Source organism: Leuconostoc sp., from assembly GCF_965300815.1.
Genome location: NZ_CBDKZH010000002.1, coordinates 24,822 through 41,529 on the forward strand (window position 1 = coordinate 24,822; position 16,708 = coordinate 41,529).

General features: G+C 44.0%; 19 protein-coding genes and 1 pseudogene. 14 read left to right on the forward strand and 6 right to left on the reverse strand.

What is annotated here, in order from left to right:
- Positions 1-108: 108 nt before the first annotated feature.
- Positions 109-999: a serine hydrolase gene (locus ACW12G_RS00355; protein WP_147000756.1), complete on the reverse strand. Its 891-nt coding sequence runs from the start codon at positions 997-999 to the stop codon at positions 109-111.
- A 239-nt stretch (positions 1,000-1,238) separates the two neighbouring features.
- The gene (locus tag ACW12G_RS00360) at positions 1,239-1,670 is read right to left on the reverse strand and encodes a GNAT family N-acetyltransferase (RefSeq protein WP_455647027.1); all 432 of its coding nucleotides are present in this window, start codon (positions 1,668-1,670) and stop codon (positions 1,239-1,241) included.
- 328 nt (positions 1,671-1,998) lie between these two features.
- Here ACW12G_RS00360 and ACW12G_RS00365 point away from each other — a divergent pair, with 328 nt between their 5' ends.
- Positions 1,999-2,454, forward strand: a complete 456-nt coding sequence (locus ACW12G_RS00365) for a GNAT family N-acetyltransferase (protein WP_019039971.1) — start codon at positions 1,999-2,001, stop codon at positions 2,452-2,454.
- A 14-nt stretch (positions 2,455-2,468) separates the two neighbouring features.
- Here ACW12G_RS00365 and ACW12G_RS00370 read toward each other — a convergent pair whose 3' ends face one another.
- On the reverse strand, positions 2,469-2,807 hold the full coding sequence (locus ACW12G_RS00370) for a hypothetical protein (RefSeq protein WP_029510412.1): 339 nt from the start codon (positions 2,805-2,807) through the stop codon (positions 2,469-2,471).
- A 185-nt stretch (positions 2,808-2,992) separates the two neighbouring features.
- Between ACW12G_RS00370 and ACW12G_RS00375 the strand changes: the two genes are divergently transcribed.
- From ACW12G_RS00375 to ACW12G_RS00385, 3 genes and pseudogenes are all read left to right on the forward strand, one after another.
- The gene (locus ACW12G_RS00375) at positions 2,993-3,580 is read left to right on the forward strand and encodes a TetR/AcrR family transcriptional regulator (RefSeq protein ID WP_455647028.1); all 588 of its coding nucleotides are present in this window, start codon (positions 2,993-2,995) and stop codon (positions 3,578-3,580) included.
- 20 nt (positions 3,581-3,600) lie between these two features.
- Positions 3,601-4,956: a carboxylesterase family protein gene (locus tag ACW12G_RS00380; protein WP_455647029.1), complete on the forward strand. Its 1,356-nt coding sequence runs from the start codon at positions 3,601-3,603 to the stop codon at positions 4,954-4,956.
- 80 nt (positions 4,957-5,036) lie between these two features.
- Positions 5,037-5,327, forward strand: a pseudogene (locus tag ACW12G_RS00385) (DUF2316 family protein).
- 89 nt (positions 5,328-5,416) lie between these two features.
- Here the strand turns inward: ACW12G_RS00385 and ACW12G_RS00390 are convergent.
- Positions 5,417-5,911 (reverse strand): hypothetical protein, encoded by a 495-nt coding sequence (locus ACW12G_RS00390; RefSeq protein ID WP_455647030.1) that lies wholly within the window; start codon positions 5,909-5,911, stop codon positions 5,417-5,419.
- Between the two features lie 253 nt (positions 5,912-6,164).
- On the opposite strand from ACW12G_RS00390, the gene ACW12G_RS00395 reads away from it, so the two are divergent.
- Positions 6,165-6,578 (forward strand): iron chaperone, encoded by a 414-nt coding sequence (locus ACW12G_RS00395; protein WP_077281902.1) that lies wholly within the window; start codon positions 6,165-6,167, stop codon positions 6,576-6,578.
- A gap of 27 nt (positions 6,579-6,605) precedes the next feature.
- Here the strand turns inward: ACW12G_RS00395 and ACW12G_RS00400 are convergent, their stop codons facing one another.
- Positions 6,606-6,890: an AFWIR motif membrane protein gene (locus ACW12G_RS00400; RefSeq protein WP_455647031.1), complete on the reverse strand. Its 285-nt coding sequence runs from the start codon at positions 6,888-6,890 to the stop codon at positions 6,606-6,608.
- 28 nt (positions 6,891-6,918) lie between these two features.
- On the reverse strand, positions 6,919-7,851 hold the full coding sequence (gene rnhC / locus ACW12G_RS00405) for a ribonuclease HIII (protein ID WP_189428943.1): 933 nt from the start codon (positions 7,849-7,851) through the stop codon (positions 6,919-6,921).
- Positions 7,852-7,924: 73 nt separating this feature from the next.
- Between rnhC and zapA the strand changes: the two genes are divergently transcribed.
- From zapA to ACW12G_RS00450, 9 genes are all read left to right on the forward strand, one after another.
- A complete protein-coding gene (zapA, locus tag ACW12G_RS00410; protein ID WP_048700501.1) occupies positions 7,925-8,329 on the forward strand; it encodes a cell division protein ZapA in 405 nt (134 codons plus the stop codon).
- Positions 8,326-8,847 (forward strand): CvpA family protein, encoded by a 522-nt coding sequence (locus ACW12G_RS00415; protein WP_048700499.1) that lies wholly within the window; start codon positions 8,326-8,328, stop codon positions 8,845-8,847. The genes zapA and ACW12G_RS00415 overlap by 4 nt, the downstream gene beginning before the upstream one ends.
- 58 nt (positions 8,848-8,905) lie before the next feature.
- On the forward strand, positions 8,906-11,311 hold the full coding sequence (locus tag ACW12G_RS00420; RefSeq protein ID WP_146976291.1) for an endonuclease MutS2: 2,406 nt from the start codon (positions 8,906-8,908) through the stop codon (positions 11,309-11,311).
- 186 nt (positions 11,312-11,497) lie between these two features.
- A complete protein-coding gene (mutM, locus tag ACW12G_RS00425; RefSeq protein WP_019039890.1) occupies positions 11,498-12,340 on the forward strand; it encodes a bifunctional DNA-formamidopyrimidine glycosylase/DNA-(apurinic or apyrimidinic site) lyase in 843 nt (280 codons plus the stop codon).
- Positions 12,341-12,348: 8 nt separating this feature from the next.
- Positions 12,349-13,080 (forward strand): DUF975 family protein, encoded by a 732-nt coding sequence (locus ACW12G_RS00430; RefSeq protein ID WP_019039889.1) that lies wholly within the window; start codon positions 12,349-12,351, stop codon positions 13,078-13,080.
- Positions 13,080-13,700 carry a dephospho-CoA kinase gene (coaE, locus tag ACW12G_RS00435; RefSeq protein WP_455646372.1) on the forward strand — a complete coding sequence of 207 codons (621 nt, stop codon included), beginning with the start codon at positions 13,080-13,082 and terminating at the stop codon, positions 13,698-13,700. The genes ACW12G_RS00430 and coaE overlap by 1 nt, the downstream gene beginning before the upstream one ends.
- Positions 13,687-15,024, forward strand: coding sequence for a DnaD domain protein (locus tag ACW12G_RS00440; protein ID WP_455647032.1), 1,338 nt, complete (start codon positions 13,687-13,689; stop codon positions 15,022-15,024). The genes coaE and ACW12G_RS00440 overlap by 14 nt, the downstream gene beginning before the upstream one ends.
- A gap of 1 nt (position 15,025) precedes the next feature.
- Positions 15,026-15,952 (forward strand): primosomal protein DnaI, encoded by a 927-nt coding sequence (gene dnaI, locus ACW12G_RS00445; protein ID WP_146976302.1) that lies wholly within the window; start codon positions 15,026-15,028, stop codon positions 15,950-15,952.
- Positions 15,952-16,708, forward strand: a 757-nt coding sequence (locus tag ACW12G_RS00450) for a YibE/F family protein (protein WP_455647033.1), incomplete at its 3' end; no start/stop codon positions are given. The genes dnaI and ACW12G_RS00450, both read left to right, overlap by 1 nt.

A 16,708-nucleotide genomic window follows, 5' to 3' on the forward strand; every position in this document is an offset into this window, starting at 1 on the left:
AACAATAACAAAATGATTGTGATAGCACCAACTAAAATACTGACTATAGTCTTTTTTTTCACAACAGCTTAATCCTTTCTGAGTTATTGCGCTGTGGTACAAGGCGAGTTAATCGGCATTTAATTGCTTGACCGTAACCGCCGCTAGGGATTCAATTAAATCAATGCCTTGATCTTGGGTAGCATTGCCGTTTGTTAAGACAGCAATGGTATAGTTACTATTTTCGGTTTTGACGTGGCCAATTGTATTCACCACCCAACCGGTATCGAGTTCTAGCCAACCATTTTTAAGTTCAACTTGTGCATTGTCAGCGAGTTCGCTACTCATGCCCCAGGCTTGGTCGGGCGCAACATTTGCCATGAGTTGCAAGACATAGTTGCGATCTGCTTGATCGAGTGGGGATTTGGTACCATAAGCCAACGCGTTTAATAATTTGATTTGATCGGTTGCGGTTGTCGTTGATAGTCCCCAAGCAGCCGTGCTCATTTTGGTATGGGTCATGCCGAGTTGATTAAAAAGGCGGTTGGGCGCCGTGTAGCCACCTTGATAGGTGTTTAATAAAGTAGTCGTGGCTTGGTTATCAGATAAGGTGATCATGTCGTGAGCAAGGGTTTGCTCATCAGCGGACAATGATGTGTTGTTGTCTTCGTGGTTATTTAATAAGTTAGCCAAAACAGCCACTTTAATGATACTAGCGGTGTAGTAGGTCGCGGACGTGTTATTGCTGAAAGCGGTAGTCTGGTTCGTTTTGTGGTTATAAACCGCGATGTTAACGTTAGCGTCTTGATCTGTGAGGATATCTTGCCACTGCTGCTTTAATTCAGAGTCTGGTTGGTGAGTTAATTGTTCAGACAACGAGACAACGGGTCTGAACAATGATTCGAAGAATGCTTTACCACCAGCCTGATAAACTAAGATACCACTGAGAACGACTAGTAGGAGAATCGTGACACGGACACCTTTTTTCAACTTGGGTCTTTTTTGCTTACGGAGGGTCATAAAATCAGTTTACATTTCTAAAGTAGTTGCAGTATTGGACGTGGCATGGCAGGTATCATTTACCAGTTGCTTGTCTGGCATGACACAGCCATGACGTCAAATAACATATACCCATCATAACAAATATTTAGGAGACCTGTCAGAGAATTGTGCGTGCTAACGCCTCGTGCGCCCTGCGTGAAGCGAAACTAGTTGCTGTCGCAAAAAATTATGTACGCACTCAAACGAGTGCTTGTTGTTTATTTTTGTCTGGCATACCAGTCAGCTTGAAAAATAGCGTAACGGTCGGTGTCGACCCATTGCCCATTATAGAATACCTCGTGCTTGAACGTCGCTTCTTTGGCGAAACCAACGCGTGTATATGCCTTAATTGCCCCAATATTAAAAGGATAAACGTTGAGTTTGATTTTATGCAGGTTCAGGTTGTTAAACCCATAATCTAAGATGAGGTTTAATAGTTCAGTGCCATAACCTTTGCCACGATCGTCACTTTGAAGAATGCCTAAGGCAAGTTCAGCTGTGTGATTACGAATACTGATGCCAAACAGGCCGACAAAACCAATGAGACGATCATCACTGGTTTTCCTGACTGTGAACTCGACATTGTCATGGCTATTTGCGCTTCTGATAAAAATCTTTTCCCAATCGGCTGCGGTGAACGGATGAATCATCTCAGTTGACAAGGGATTGTTGAACGCATCATCCCATTACCCTGTGGCGAATTGTGCACCATCACCTTCATGATAGTGTGATAACTTGACGTTTTGACCAATAAACATATTTCTCTTTTCTCTAAATGTGTGCGGGGATACTTGCAACAGTTAAAGAAGGCTGCAAGTTAGGGCAGTTTAGTGGCAATCATATGCAACTCCTGGGCACATCTTTTAGCGTGGATAAGTGCTTGCACGTATACAAGAACAGTGGGTAATTCAAAAATTAAATGTTAAAAGTGTTAGAAATATTATATCATAGTTATAAAACAGAAAGAGAACATAACGGATGACAAAAAGAGTTGGACGCTTATCTGCGACAGATGTCACAGCTGCTGCACAATTATATCAAACGGTATTTTCCCAAGCACCATGGTTTGAAACGCATGCTTTACCTGACGTGAACCAATACATCTCACGCTTGCTGGCAATGAACACTAATCGTTGCTATGCAATTTGGGAAGCAAAACAACTTATCGGGGTGGCCTTAGGCTTTTCTAGACCGTGGCATCGTGGGGTAGAATACCAGTTATTAGACTTATTCGTGGCTGCTGACCAACAAAAAAAGGGTGTCGGCACCCTTTTGCTTGAAATGATTAAAGCTGATTTATCAGCGGTTGATATCCCGCATATCATATTAGAAACGGATAAGGGAACACCAGCTGAACAATTTTATTATCACAATGGTTTCACGGTACAACCCGACCAACGTGCGCTGACGTTGGTCAGTACGACAGCACGTTAATCTTTGATGTGATTTTAATAGCTGTTATTAATGAGTGTTGAGAGCATTGTCACAAAAAAGAAGACATAAAGTACGCCAAGAATCACTGCGATAATGAATTGGACAAGTCCGGCACGATTCCAAGTTGCTTGAACGGCTTTAAAAGTGTCAACATCTTGGTAGTCACCTTTTTGCCAAGCCCATTCGTTGCCTTTAAAGCCACAGACAAATATCCAAACGAGATTGAAGACAGGGATGAGACAAAGTAGTGGCAGGTAGGTCTTATTGCCAATGCCCCAAAAGATATTGTAAATAAATGCTCCCCAGTTCCAACCGCGTATTTCCTCAGGCACTGTTTTACCATTTTCATTCATGATTAAATTCCCCCTATAGCTTGTGATGTGGGATAACCCACATCAATCATTGCTTCTAGCATAACAAAACACTCAGAAAAGTGATAGGCAAACACCCTGAAAATTGCCATAATGGTATTTTAAGCATTTTTTCTATTGTAAAACGAAACGTATCGTTTTATAGTTAACCCTAACAGGAGGGCACAATGCATAATCCCAGTAAACAAGATAAATCAGTCGGTCGCCCACGTAGCGAGGCGGCCAAAACAGCCATTGTCCAAGCGACCATATCATTATTAGATACGGTACCGTTTTCTAATTTGACGATTGAAGCCATTGCGAAACAATCAGGTGTGAGTAAGGCAACAATTTATCGTTGGTGGCCAAATAAGGAAACCTTACTCTTTGCGGCCTTTTTACACGTCACCACAGTTGACGTTAATTTTGAGCCAGCATTGTCAATTGCGGATAACTTCCGCCAAGTGATTGGGGACCTTGTGGTCATCTTAAATCAGCCACTTGGTCGCGCCTTAATTACCGTTTTAATTGATCAACCTGAGCGTGTGACCGCTTTTCAAACGACATTTTTTGAAGTCAAACGCCGCGCAGCAAAGCAACTCTTAACAGCTGGTCAAGCGCAGCACGTGATTAAGCCTGATATTGATCTGGATAAGGCATTGGATATGTTATTTGGCGCAGTTTATCTGAGAGTATTTTTGTATACAGAGGTTGTAGATACGGACTATATTGATGCAGTGATTGCCGCATTTATGCAAGGCATTCGTCAGGATTAAGACGAGAAAGGTCGTGTCACATGACAGATGAATTGGTTGTACAAGTTGCCCAAGGGCAGTTACTTGGGACAAAAGAAGGCCAGACGCACGCATTTTACGATATCCCTTATGGACAATTCGCAGGACGCTTTAAGTATGTTGCAGCACCAAATACTTGGGAAGGGACACGACTTGCGACCAAGCCAGGGCCTATTTTTAACCAAGATATTAACCGTTTGGGTCCGGTGATGGGGAGCAAACCTGAAGAAAAAAATCAGTCCGAAGATGCGTTTCGTTTAAATGTGTGGACAACTGGTTCACAAACTAAAAAGCCAGTGCTTTTTTGGATTCATGGTGGGGGCTTTTTGACCGGTGGTGGCGCTTTACCTTGGTATAACGGGCAAAGTTTGGCAGAAAATGGCGATATTGTGGTGGTCACCGTTAATTATCGGTTAGGCGCTTTGGGCCATCTCTATCAACCAGGGGTTGCGGATGATAATTTGGCACTCCATGATTTAATCACGGCCTTGACTTGGGTCAAGGATAACATCGCGGTTTTTGGTGGCGACCCCGACCAAATAACCGTTGCCGGACAATCAGTGGGTGCTTGGTATACGTTAGCCCTATTTGCGTCACCCCTAGCGCGTGACATGATTCATCGGATTGGCTTATTGAGTTTTCCAGGGGCTGCTGAACCGTTAACCAAAGATAAAGCAGCGATGCTGACTGATATTTTACTCGCACAACTGGGCTTATACGATCCGGCTGAATTGACACAAGTGCCAGTTGAAAAGATTGTGACAGCGCAGGGTGCCGTGGCATTAGAAATGCAAAAACGGACGGGCGATCCGGTGCCAACGGGTTTTTATCCGTATATCGATGGTCATATTATCACCGGTTCGATCATGCAAGGTGCGTTGGACCGCGCCAATGCTCAGACACAACTCTTTGCTGGTACCACAACCAATGAAACCACCGCGTTTTTCCAACAGCCAGCCGTGAAAAAACAAGCCAATTATTTTGAGATGATTCAAAAAACAACGGCTGACATTTTCCAAATCCCAACGCAGACGTTAGTCGCTGGATTTGCGGCCCAACAAGCACCAAGCTATCTTTATGACATGGCGTTTGCCGCCAAAGACCCCATGATGCTGGCTTGTCATTGTATTGATTTACCGTTTATTTTTAACAATTTTACCCAATGGGATAATGCACCGACGCTGGCCGATGTAGACACAAGCAAGGCTTATCCGCTTGCTGAACACATGCAGGCGTATTTCACGCAGTTTGTGAAAACGGGGAACCCAAACAAAGAAGACCAGCTCGATTGGCCGCAGTTTGCAGCCAATCACCCAGCAAAAATTGTCTTCAATCAAGTCATCACCGTTGAAAAATGAGTGGTCAATCTGAGAGCTAATGAGTTGGCATTTTTTGAAAAAGTGCTATGCTATGCCTATAGCAAAATAGGAGAAAAAACATGTCACTTAATCGCGCAGAACACGCTCAAACAGCGCAGGAATTACAAGAAAATTTAAGCAAAGTTGCTTTAGAACAGGTCGCTGCTGACTTAGGCACAACGCCGGAAAAGGTGCTGGCAGTGAGTCAACTCGATGTTGATCGCATTGAAGAACCGTGAATTTTGCGTAACTATTTGATCAAAGCATTGGGATCAGATTTAACGCCCTTTACGGTATTGACTGGTGACTATCGCCAGATGTGGTTCTTAGATATGGCCTATATTGACCGTGCACAACTTGGCTATGCTTGATAGATAAGAACGTATCGATTGAGATGCGTTTTTTTATTGGCAATAAAAAAGTGATCAGCTGCTATATCAGACATAGCAGCTGATCACGGTTACTCAATTGACGGGTATTTCATTTTTAAATTATTGAATAGGTAGTCAATGGCTGGCCGAACGATAAAAAAGAAGACAGGGACAGCAACAAAAAATGTTTTAGCCCAGTTACCAAAGTAGCCAGGAATAAAGTAAGGGTAAAGTTGACGATGGGTTTCAGTTAAAATAACCATCATGACAGAGACATTACCGGCAATCACGAGAACTGGAATTGAAACGTGTCGTGGCACAATTGTTGTGAAGTGTTTCGGAAAATAATTGTGTAACTTCAACACGAGTGGCAATGTCACATAAGTGCGTAAGCAGTAGATGAATAACACAGCGAGTGGATAAACTTTCAAAATCGTCATCACGATGGGCCATGATAAACCGAAGCGAATAATCGTATTGTAGCTCAACATGATCATCACCATTGTACTCAGCAGTGCGATGGCCACTGTATTAGGGTGATGCAAAATTCTAAACAAGAATTTTTGAAGTAGGGGGACTGGCATAAAACGTTTCCTTTATTTGGGATATTGTGGTCTTGATACGGTGTTTGGCCAGGATACGATGATAAGCATTTGGTGCAACCCTAATTGATTATACATATGCAACATTGGTTATTTCACTAATAATTCAGACCTATCTATCATATCAAAAAGGCCAACCAAGATAAAGCAGTTTATGCAGCGCTATTGTCGTTTCGTGCTTTTTTCGATATGCTAGGGGCAACACATAAAAAACAAAGTAAGTGAGGCCTACAGCATGAATGAAAAAACAACTTTTTCAGACTTTGAACGTGAAGCCATGCGCGAACGCGCAGCAGAATTGCGTCGGACGAAGAATACTGAAGCTGATTTATTGGAAAAAATTGCGGAAATGACCGACGAGGAAGCCCGTTTGGCATTGAAAATACATGAGATTGTGACAACGACTGCACCGGAACTGAAACCCAAAACATGGTATGGCATGCCAGCCTATGCCAATTCGCAAGGTAAAACGGTCTTATTTTTCCAACCGGCAACAAAGTTTAAAGCCCGTTATTCAACGTTGGGCTTTAACGATGCGGCGCAATTAGATGAGACGGCGATGTGGCCAACAGCTTATGCTATCACAGAATTAACGCCAGCTGTGGCAACACAGATTGAAGCGTTAGTCAAAAAAAGTGTTGGCCGTTAAAAAAGCACAGCAATATGCTGTGCTTTTTTAAGGCTTTTTATTGATTTCTTCAAAGTCGCCTTCAAACGTGTTGGGGTCTTCTGGCGCGCGGGGTGGTTTGATAAAGCGAATGCGGATCCAAAAGGCTAACGCAAACAGCAACAACAAGCCAACAATCGCAAAGAAGTTTTGGATCACAAAACTGACCAACAAAATCAAAACAATGGCTAAAAGTAAACGGGGGATAATCCCAAATGTGTTTGTAAATAAGAATGCGATAAAATAAATCCCGAGAAAGATAATGACGAATGGGATTAACAGAAAGCTTAACATCGTTATTCCTCCAAAAATTCAGTTTCAATTAGCGCCGTAATTTTTGCGCTTTTTGGGTGTTAGCAAAATGCACCTTGGCAAAATGGTTTAAATCCAGACCACGATCAAGTAGTTGCGCAGCAGCTTCATCAGCCTGACGGCCCGCGCCAATGGGCAATGGTATGCCAGCTTCTTCACTTAATTTGGCCATGCTGTCGAGTTCAACAACACGGGCTAAAATTGAGGCCGCAGCCACACTTAAATGATACTGTTCGCCCTTCGTGGTGAAATAGACGTTGTCTTTGATGATTGGGGATTGCTGGGCTTGGGTTAAATACTTGAAATAAGTACTGGCCTGCGCAAATTGGTCAATGAGAATGGCATCAGGGGTTGTTGGGGCAATTTTTGCTAGGACTTTACCGAGAACAAAATTATGTGAAATCGCCTTCATTTGATTCACGTTGTTGGTCGGTTGCATTTGATTATACTTTTCCGGCATTAAATTCACAACATGATGCGGCAAATTGGCGATGATTTCGGGCGCAATTTGTCGCATTTTAGCATCGGTTAATGTTTTAGAATCAGCGATTCCTAGTTGTCGCACCCAAGCAAGCTGGTCTTTTGGTACGTAGACTGCTGCAGTGGTGAGTGGGCCAAAATAAGCGCCCGCGCCAACTTCATCAGAGCCTAAAACGGACCAATTGGCAAACCCTTGGGGAATATTGACACCAGGCGTTGTCGCTTGTTTACCGGTTACTTGGCGGGTGGTGTTTTGTTGTGCCGGTGTTTGCCAGCGGGCTGCTTCTTGGGCATAATTGGCCCCCTGAAACATGACTTTACCCGAGCGATATGCGGTGATGGTCGTGGGTCCTTTTTTAGCGACAAAAATAGCGCCAGTGGGTTGTTTGCCCGTCGCCATGTTGGCGTAGTAATCGGTGATTTTTTTTAATTGTGTTGGGGTCACTTGAATAACAGTTTGCATACTAGTCATTATAGCAGTTTTGGCCGTCTGAAATATGGTGTATAATGGATGAGATATTATAAGGATAAAAATAATGGCTTATCAAAACGAGAAACGACAATATCGGGCAAATTTAGCCGGTAAAAATTATACAATTTCTGGGCACGCAAGCTTGCCACATTTTAAGGCAACGGAAACACTGTTTAACAAGCAAATGACGCAAATTAAAACAGTTGCTCCAAAGCTTGCGCCCGTTGATCAACTGACACTGTTGACATTTAACGCCCTGTCAGACCAGCTTTACAAACAGGCAGAAGTCGATGCGTTGCAACAACAAGTGGCGAAATTAGAGGCAGAAATTGCCCAACTGCAGCAATCACCAAAGGCCACGGCTAAGCGCACCCCACGTAATGCGATTAGTTCAATTATTGATGATGCCAAGCAGGAAAGTCACGCACGGACGACGGATAAATTATTTAAACAAGGAACAAACACATGATTTTACTTGGGATTGCCATCATTTTTGTGCTACTCTGGTTGATTTCGGGCTACCGTCATGGGTTCGTTAATGGCCTATTGCGTTTAGCATTGTGGGTGGTTGTGTGGTACATTGCCATTAAGTTTGCGCAACCGTTTGGCCAGTTCTTGTCACGTTTTCTGGCGGGTCAGTTTGTGCGTACCACGGTGCCGCAAGATGTTGTGAGTCACGGCTCACAATTTTTAGGTTCAGGCATTGCGTTTAGTTTATTACTCATTCTAGGTGGGACAGTCAGCCATTTTGTGCTGCGATCTTTGCACGTTATCCGGCATATCCCAATATTAGGTTGGGTTGATGGCGTTTTAGGAGCATTGTTATATGGTGTGATTGGGGTCGTGATTGCCTTTTTTGCCCTCCAAGTGCTCTCGGTTGTCCCTGATGTGTGGATCCAAGATCAATTTTTAAGCACACCATTGTTGAATCAATTACTGGATGGCGTGCCGTTTTTTGCAGAACAGATTTATCACTGGTGGCTATAAATGACCTACCTGATGACACGGTAAATTATTGAATCAGAACGGGGGCGTATTAAAATTTATGAATAAAAAAGTTTTAACAACACTAGAATATGACAAAATCAAAGCGCAATTACAGGACTTTTTAGCGACACCCGTTGGGCGTCAAGAGGCTGACCAATTACAACCGGAAACGGATGTGACAGTCATTAACGCTTGGCTACAAGAAACGGCAGATGGTGTTTTAATTGACCGCTTAAAAGGTGGGATTCCTTTGGCCAAGTTGGCGGATATTACCCCACATTTGAAGCGCTTGAAGATTAATGCGAGTTTGAGTGCCACTGAATTGTCAGAGCTTAGTACCGTTTTACGGAATACGAATGCGATTGCACACTTTTTTGAACAAATGGCGGATGAAGCGATTGGAGATTCCCTACAAGTTTTGCCGGAACAAGCAGCCAACTTGGCAACATTACCGACATTAACCCAGCAAATCGAAATCGCGATTGATGCTACCGGCCGCATTAATGATGAGGCCTCATTTGACTTAAAAGCGATTCGTGGCAAGATTACTGGTAATGAACAAGCCGTTAAAACGAAGATGCAAGGCTACACGCGGGGAAAAACCGCGCAGTATCTCAGTGATCCAATTGTGACTATTCGTGCTGACCGTTATGTATTACCGGTCAAGGCCGAATACCGTAGTCAATTTGGCGGCGTAGTGCATGACCAAAGTCAAACTGGGCAAACGCTTTATATTGAGCCCCAGGCAGTGGTTGAACTCAATAATAAATTGAGTGAACTGCGCGTTAAAGAACAAGCCGAAGAGCAACGTGTGCTACAAGAATTATCAGCTGCCTTGGCACCTTACACCGAAGAAATTGCCCGTAATGTGGCCATTTTGGGGCATTTTGATTTTGTGAATGCCAAAGCACGTTTGGCGGCACGTTTAGATGCGATGCAACCGGTTGTGGATCCAGAAAATCATGTGGCGCTACAACAAGCATGGCATCCCTTATTGGATAAAAACGTGGCGGTCGCTAACGATATTGTTTTAGGCGAAGATTATAAGGCCATTATCATTACGGGGCCAAACACCGGTGGTAAGACGATTACCATCAAAACCTTGGGCTTATTACAATTGATGGCGCAATCGGGCTTGTTTATTACGACGAAGCGACCATCAACAGTGGGCGTTTTCCACGAAGTCTTTGCCGATATTGGGGATGAACAGTCAATTGAACAGAGTTTATCCACATTTAGTTCACATATGGCCAACATTGTGTCCATGTTAGAACGCATTGATGATCGCTCGCTGGTGATTTTTGATGAATTAGGGGCAGGCACTGATCCGGCCGAAGGTGCCGCATTGGCTATTGCCATTTTGGATAAAGTGGCAAGTTTGGGTGCCTATGTGATTGCGACAACACATTATCCAGAATTAAAACTCTATGGTTATAACCGGCCAGAAACACTGAACGCTTCAATGGTCTTTGATGTGGAAACGTTGAAGCCAACTTATCAATTCTTGATGGGCGTACCAGGACAATCAAATGCCTTAGCGATTGCTAAGCGGTTAGGCTTTGGGGATGATGTGATTGGGGCAGCGACGGCCTTAACGGATGAATCTGATCAGGATTTGAATCAAATGATTGCTGATTTGGTCGCACAACGTGAGGCGGTTAAACAGCATGATGCTGAGCTGACGATGCAGCTGAAAGCAACAGCTGAGCAAGCGGAAGCTTTGGTTGCCAAAGAGGCACAGCTAGAACGTGATCGTGCACGGATTGTGCTTGATGCTAAAAATGAAGCCAACCATATTGTGGCCGCGACGAAAAAGCAAGCCGAACAACTCATTTCAGAGATTCGTAAGGAGCGTTTGAATGCTGGTCAGCAGACCGGTAAGTTGAGTGAACAAGCCTTGCAAGCTAAAAAAGCGGCGTTGGATAAACTCCGCCAAAATGATAGTTTGGAAAAAAATAAGGTGTTGCAAAAGGCTAAGCGCGCCAAGCAATTGGCTGCTGGCGATGAGATTGTCGTGCAATCTTATGGACAACAGGGAACGTTGGTGAAGCGACACAGTAACGGTCAATGGGAAGTTGAGATGGGCATCTTGAAGATGCTGGTTGATGAAGACGATATTGTGAAGACGGAAGCCACGACTAAGGCCCAAAAAACGAAACAAAAGAAAAAACAACAAAAAATTGTCAAAACTACGACAGCGGGTGGTTCAGCTCGTGTGTCAGCCCGATCAAGCTTGGACTTGCGTGGTGTACGCTATGAAGCCGCTTTGGCGGAGTTGGATCGTTACCTTGATCAAGCCGTATTGGCGAATTTAGGTGCGGTAGAAATCATTCACGGCAAAGGGACAGGGGCGTTGCGTAAGGGTGTGACAGAGTTCTTACGGTCAGATCGCCGCGTCAAATCCTTCCGTTTTGCTAACGCGAATGCTGGTGGTGATGGCGCTACCATTGCCGAATTGGCATAAATTTATCAGTCAACATAAGTTGGGGTATCTGTTGATGCCCCAGCTTTTTTGATTGGATATCATTTATCCCTCATGGGATGTGTTAAAATTAGTATTACGCATGGCGATTGGTTTGAATCGCAAAAAGTGGTTTAAACCCAGTCATTTGAATGATAAAAGCTGATAGATAAGTGTTAAGAGGTGTGTATGCCAGAGTTACCAGAAGTTGAAACGGTCCGTCGTGGCTTAGAAAAATTAATTATTGGTAGTCAAATTACCCAAGTGAAGTTACCTTATCCAAAGGTCATTACCGGTGATTCACAAGCCTTTATCACAGGAGTACGCAATGCGCATTTTACGGCGATTGATCGCCGCGGGAAATATTTACTCTTGCGGTTATCAAATGGGCATACCATTGTCTCGCATCTGCGTATGGAAGGGCAATATTCGGTTGAACCGATTGATGCAACCCCACATAAGCATACGGAAATTATTTTTGAACTCGCTGATGAGCGGGTGTTGTTCTATAATGATACGCGCCGGTTTGGGCGTATGGTGCTAGCGACAACCAATCAGGAAACGCTGGCTGTGCCGGCTTTGGGCAAGCTTGGTCCTGAACCAACAGCGCAAGACCTGACCTTAGCAGATATGGTAGCAAAATTTGCCCGTTCCAAAAAACCAGTGAAATCGTTTTTGTTGGATCAAACGCAAATTGCTGGTATTGGCAATATTTATGCCGATGAGGTCTTATGGCAAAGTAAGATTCATCCAGAAACACCAGCCAACTTGTTGTCGGAAATGCAATTAGCGACCTTACGGCAAAATATCATTTCAGAGATGGCACGCGCCATCGCACATCATGGCACAACGGTCCATAGTTTTAGTAATGTTTTTGGCGAAGTTGGGCAATTTCAAAATGAATTGCAGGCTTATGGCCGCGTTGATCAGCCGTGCCTGCGCTGTGGCACCCCGTTAGTTAAAATTAAAGTCGGTCAACGTGGCACGACTTTTTGCCCAGTTTGTCAAATTAAACAAGAACCAACGACATAGGAGAAATAATGAATTCAACAGAACCAATTAGTATTCGTGAAGTTAAGCGTGAAGCACGGGCCCTTTACCGTGGTCGCTATCGTACGGCCATTAAAATCAATATTATCCCAATTATTTTAAGCGTCGTATCTGTTTACATGATGAGTTTAGCGGCCTATGCTTTCTGGGGCTTTGCAACGGCGCCTTCGCCACAAGTGGCAGATAACGCTTCGGCGGTGTCACAAATTAATGATGCGATTGAAAATATTTTAAGTAGTGCGATTGAGATGATGTTTATTTGGACCACCAGTTGGACATTGATTGATTGGTTTGAAAAGCCATTGTCACAGCCAACGCTCAAAGAGACGTTCCAAATTTTTCGTCGTGGTAATGTGTTTCACTCGTTTTTGCTAACGATTGTACAAAGTGTTTTGCTCTTTTTGTGGACGTTACTCTTTGTGATTCCCGGTATCATTAAATTATTCTCTTATTCGCAAACGTATTTTGCGTATAAGATTGATCTTGAAAATGGGACACGCCAACGCCAGTTGACAGATTATATCACGATTAGTCGCCGTGTCATGAATGGCCGTAAGTGGGAACTGTTTCTGCTTGAATTAAGTTTCATTGGTTGGCACTTACTTGGTATTTTGACGGTTGGTTTGGCCTATATTTACGTTGTGCCTTATTTGAATGCTACGCGAGTCGCTTATTCACGTCATTTGTTTACCATGGCATTAGCTAAGCGTGGTGAACAATAATGTTGATTGTCGGTCTTACAGGTGGGATTGCCACTGGCAAATCAACAGTGAGTGCGCAGTTACGCGCGGCAGGCTTTCCCGTTGTTGATGCTGATATTGTGGCACGGGAAGTTGTTGAACCAGGGACACATACGTTAGAAGCGCTAAAACTTGCGTTTGGGCCTGGCATTATTGATAATGGGGTGCTTAACCGTCAGCTACTCGGTGAACGGGTTTTCAACAATCCGGCGGAACTAGCCCGGTTAAATCGTATTATTCAACCCGCTATTAGTTCTGCTATGTCAGATAAAATCAACTTTTGGCGGCAACAACACACCCCGATTCTCATTTTAGATGTACCGCTGTTGTTTGAACGTGGTTATCATCAAGAAAATCGTGTCGATAAAATTGTCGTTGTCACCGTAGATGAAGCCGTGCAATTAGCGCGGTTGCAAGCACGTGATCAGCTAGATGTCCAACAAGCGCAGGCTCGGATGCAGTCACAAATGCCGTTGGCTGAGAAAGTTGCTCAAGCTGACTACGTGATTGATAATAATGGGGATCAAGCCCAACTAACGACTCAGGTCCAAACACTCATTACTGAATTAAAGGAACTTGCACCAAAATATGACGCCAACTAATGAGACAATTGAATTTCATGCATCAGCAGGGGTTTTCGTTCAGAGTGATCATTTGATTACCGCTGATGATTTGTCGCGGGTTTTTAACTTGTATTTACCCTTCATCGGTGCGACAAGTTACGCCTTGTATCATTTATTGGTCAATGAATTACCCTTTGCCCAAGAACAGGTGACGCGGCAAGACCATAATTTTATCATTGATAGTCTGAATATTAGCTTGCCCAACTTTGTTAAATTTAGACGACGTCTTGAAGCAGCAGGATTAATTAAAACTTTGTATCAACGTGACGCACTTGGTGAAGTCTATGGGTACCGGTTATTGACGCCTTTGACGGCAGACAAATTCTTTAAAGAACAGCTGTTGGCCGGTTTACTGTACAAATTTGTTGGTGAAGAGCGTTATCTCACGTTACAAAATCGCTACGATGTGCAAGGGCAAACGACGTTGGCCGGCGAAGACATTTCCGCACGTTTCTTACAAGTTTTTCAAAATCAAAACGATGTGAGCGTGCCAACCACACCACTCGCTTATCAAGAACCTGTTGTGCGTGCCGAACCAGTGACGTTTGCGTTTGAGACATTTGCCGATATGGTACGGGGCGTGGCAGCGCCGCATTTGCAACAGCAGCGGAATTTCTTAGTGGCGATGCATTTGACGTATGGTGTGGACGAAGTAACATTAGCCGGGATTGTGAACCAAAGTGTGACACTGGATACACATGAAATTAACACCCAAGAAGTCCAGCGCTTACTGCGGCAACAAACGGCGCCACGGCCGCAATCAGCAGACAAGTTGGTCGCAACTGCGTCAACGGTACCGGAAATTAAAAATGCCGAGGCGCGCGCTTTGATTGCCATTGCGCGCGACACCCCAGCACAGGAATTTTTGGCCTATGTGAAAACAACGCTTAAAAATGGGCTTGTCCTGAAAAATGAACGCGATGTTGTTGATTATTTGATTGCCCGAAGCGTTTTGCCAGTTGCCGTGGTCAATATTTTGGTCCATTATGTGTTGATTGGGTTGCAAAATGATAACCTCAAGCCAGCCTTAGTGACGACGATTGCGGATTCTTGGACACAAAATCAGGTTGATTCACCAGAGAAAGCGTTGATTCAAATTCAACAACATCAGCAAGCTAATCAAGCACGTCAAGAAAAGCGCTTTAGTCGCCAACAAAAGCCGCAAAAGACGACGCCAAAATTTGTCAAGCAAGCACCAAGCACAATCACTTCAGCCGCCGATACGACAGCCAACCCCTCAGTCAGCACCGATGATGTGGCGGCCGCATTGGCTAAATTAAAGAATATAAAGACGAAGAATTAATATGCAAAATTTATCTGAAGTACTCAAACAGTTTCAACAAAAGTATCCTAAAATTGAAGACACCAAGTTGGCTGATATTGTCCAAAAGATTGCAGATGATGCGGATGTGCGGCAATTTTTGGCTGAGCATCAAGATGCGTTGCGGGCCGATGCTTTTCAACTGAAAATGATGGATTTGTATGAATTTGTGCAACAAAAACAACGCATCGCACGTGGGGAAAAAGCGCTTTATCCAGGCTATTATCCACAATTAGAGATTGAAAAAGGCTATCCGCATGTCCGTTATGTGGCCAATGAAAAAACAGCGCAACAGCGGATGCAAGCAGAGCGCTTAACGGCCTATAAAATGCCCAAAGCCATTCGTCACGCTGATTTGCAAACGATTGCCACGGATCCTGGCCGGGCTGAAGTGATTACAGCAATTGTAGATATCTTGCCTAAATTGCTGGCACATCAAGACGACTATGTCCAAGGTTTGTATTTGTATGGCGATTTTGGGGTGGGAAAAACCTATCTGATGGGGGCGTTGGCTAACGCATTAGCGGCTAACAATATCGATGTGATGTTGATGCATTTTCCATCATTTGCAGTCGATTTGAAGAACACGATTGGCAAGGATAATGCGGCACGGGAACGGCTACTTAACCAGGCTAAAACAGCGACGGTGTTGATCATTGATGATCTCGGTGCGGAAAACCTCAGCATGTGGATTCGTGATGATATTTTAGGTGTAATTCTAGAATATCGGATGCAAAATGAACTCACCACGTTTATCACCTCGAATTTTGATATGGCTGAACTGAGGGCTTATTTGGCGGAAACGCGTGATGATCGTGATCCTGGTAAAGCGGCACGATTGATGCAACGGATTCAATTCTTAACACGATTGGTGCCAGTCACTGGGAAAAATAGACGGTTAGAAAGATAATGTTACGACAGTCAGCAAAAGAATACGGCATCGTGTTGCTCGCCATTGTAGGTGTATGGTTTTTCCTGCGGCATGATGCGTTTTTATATCAGGGACCAGTTGGGCAAGTCACCCAAATGACGGAAAAAGTGACCCAGGCCACCACTGATGAACACAATAATAGCGATACGATGATGACGCAACACTTAACGGTTGAGATCTTGAACCGCAACCAAACCATCAAGCTCACGAATACGTACGCTGATTCGCAAGTCATCACGAATCGCTATCGTGTCGGGGATCAATTGCTGTTAGAAAATGTTGGTGGCAATATCCACATTTTATCTTTGAAACGTGATGCCTTGATAGGGGCTTTGGGCACCTTATTTATTGGGCTGCTGGTGATTTATAGTCGTTGGCGCGCCACGAGTTGGTTGTTGTTAAGTCTAGTGTTAAATGTTGTGTTGTTCGGTGTGGCCATTCATGTTGATATCCATGATAAAAATGCGAACGTCTTGTTGGTCTTTAGTGTGCTCGCATTGGGCTTAGCCATTGCCAGTTTGGCCTTAGTGCTTGGGAAAACACTACAAATGACGTTAACATTGCTGGCAACAGTGGTGACGACCGGCTTAACCATGCTCATTTTATTTGCCGTATTAGCCGTGACACATGGCAAAGGGGTACATTTTGAGACCATGTCGTATGTGACCCAACTACCGAAGTCAATTTTTATGGCGCAAACCGTGATTGGCGTGTTGGGCGCGGTGATGGATGAAG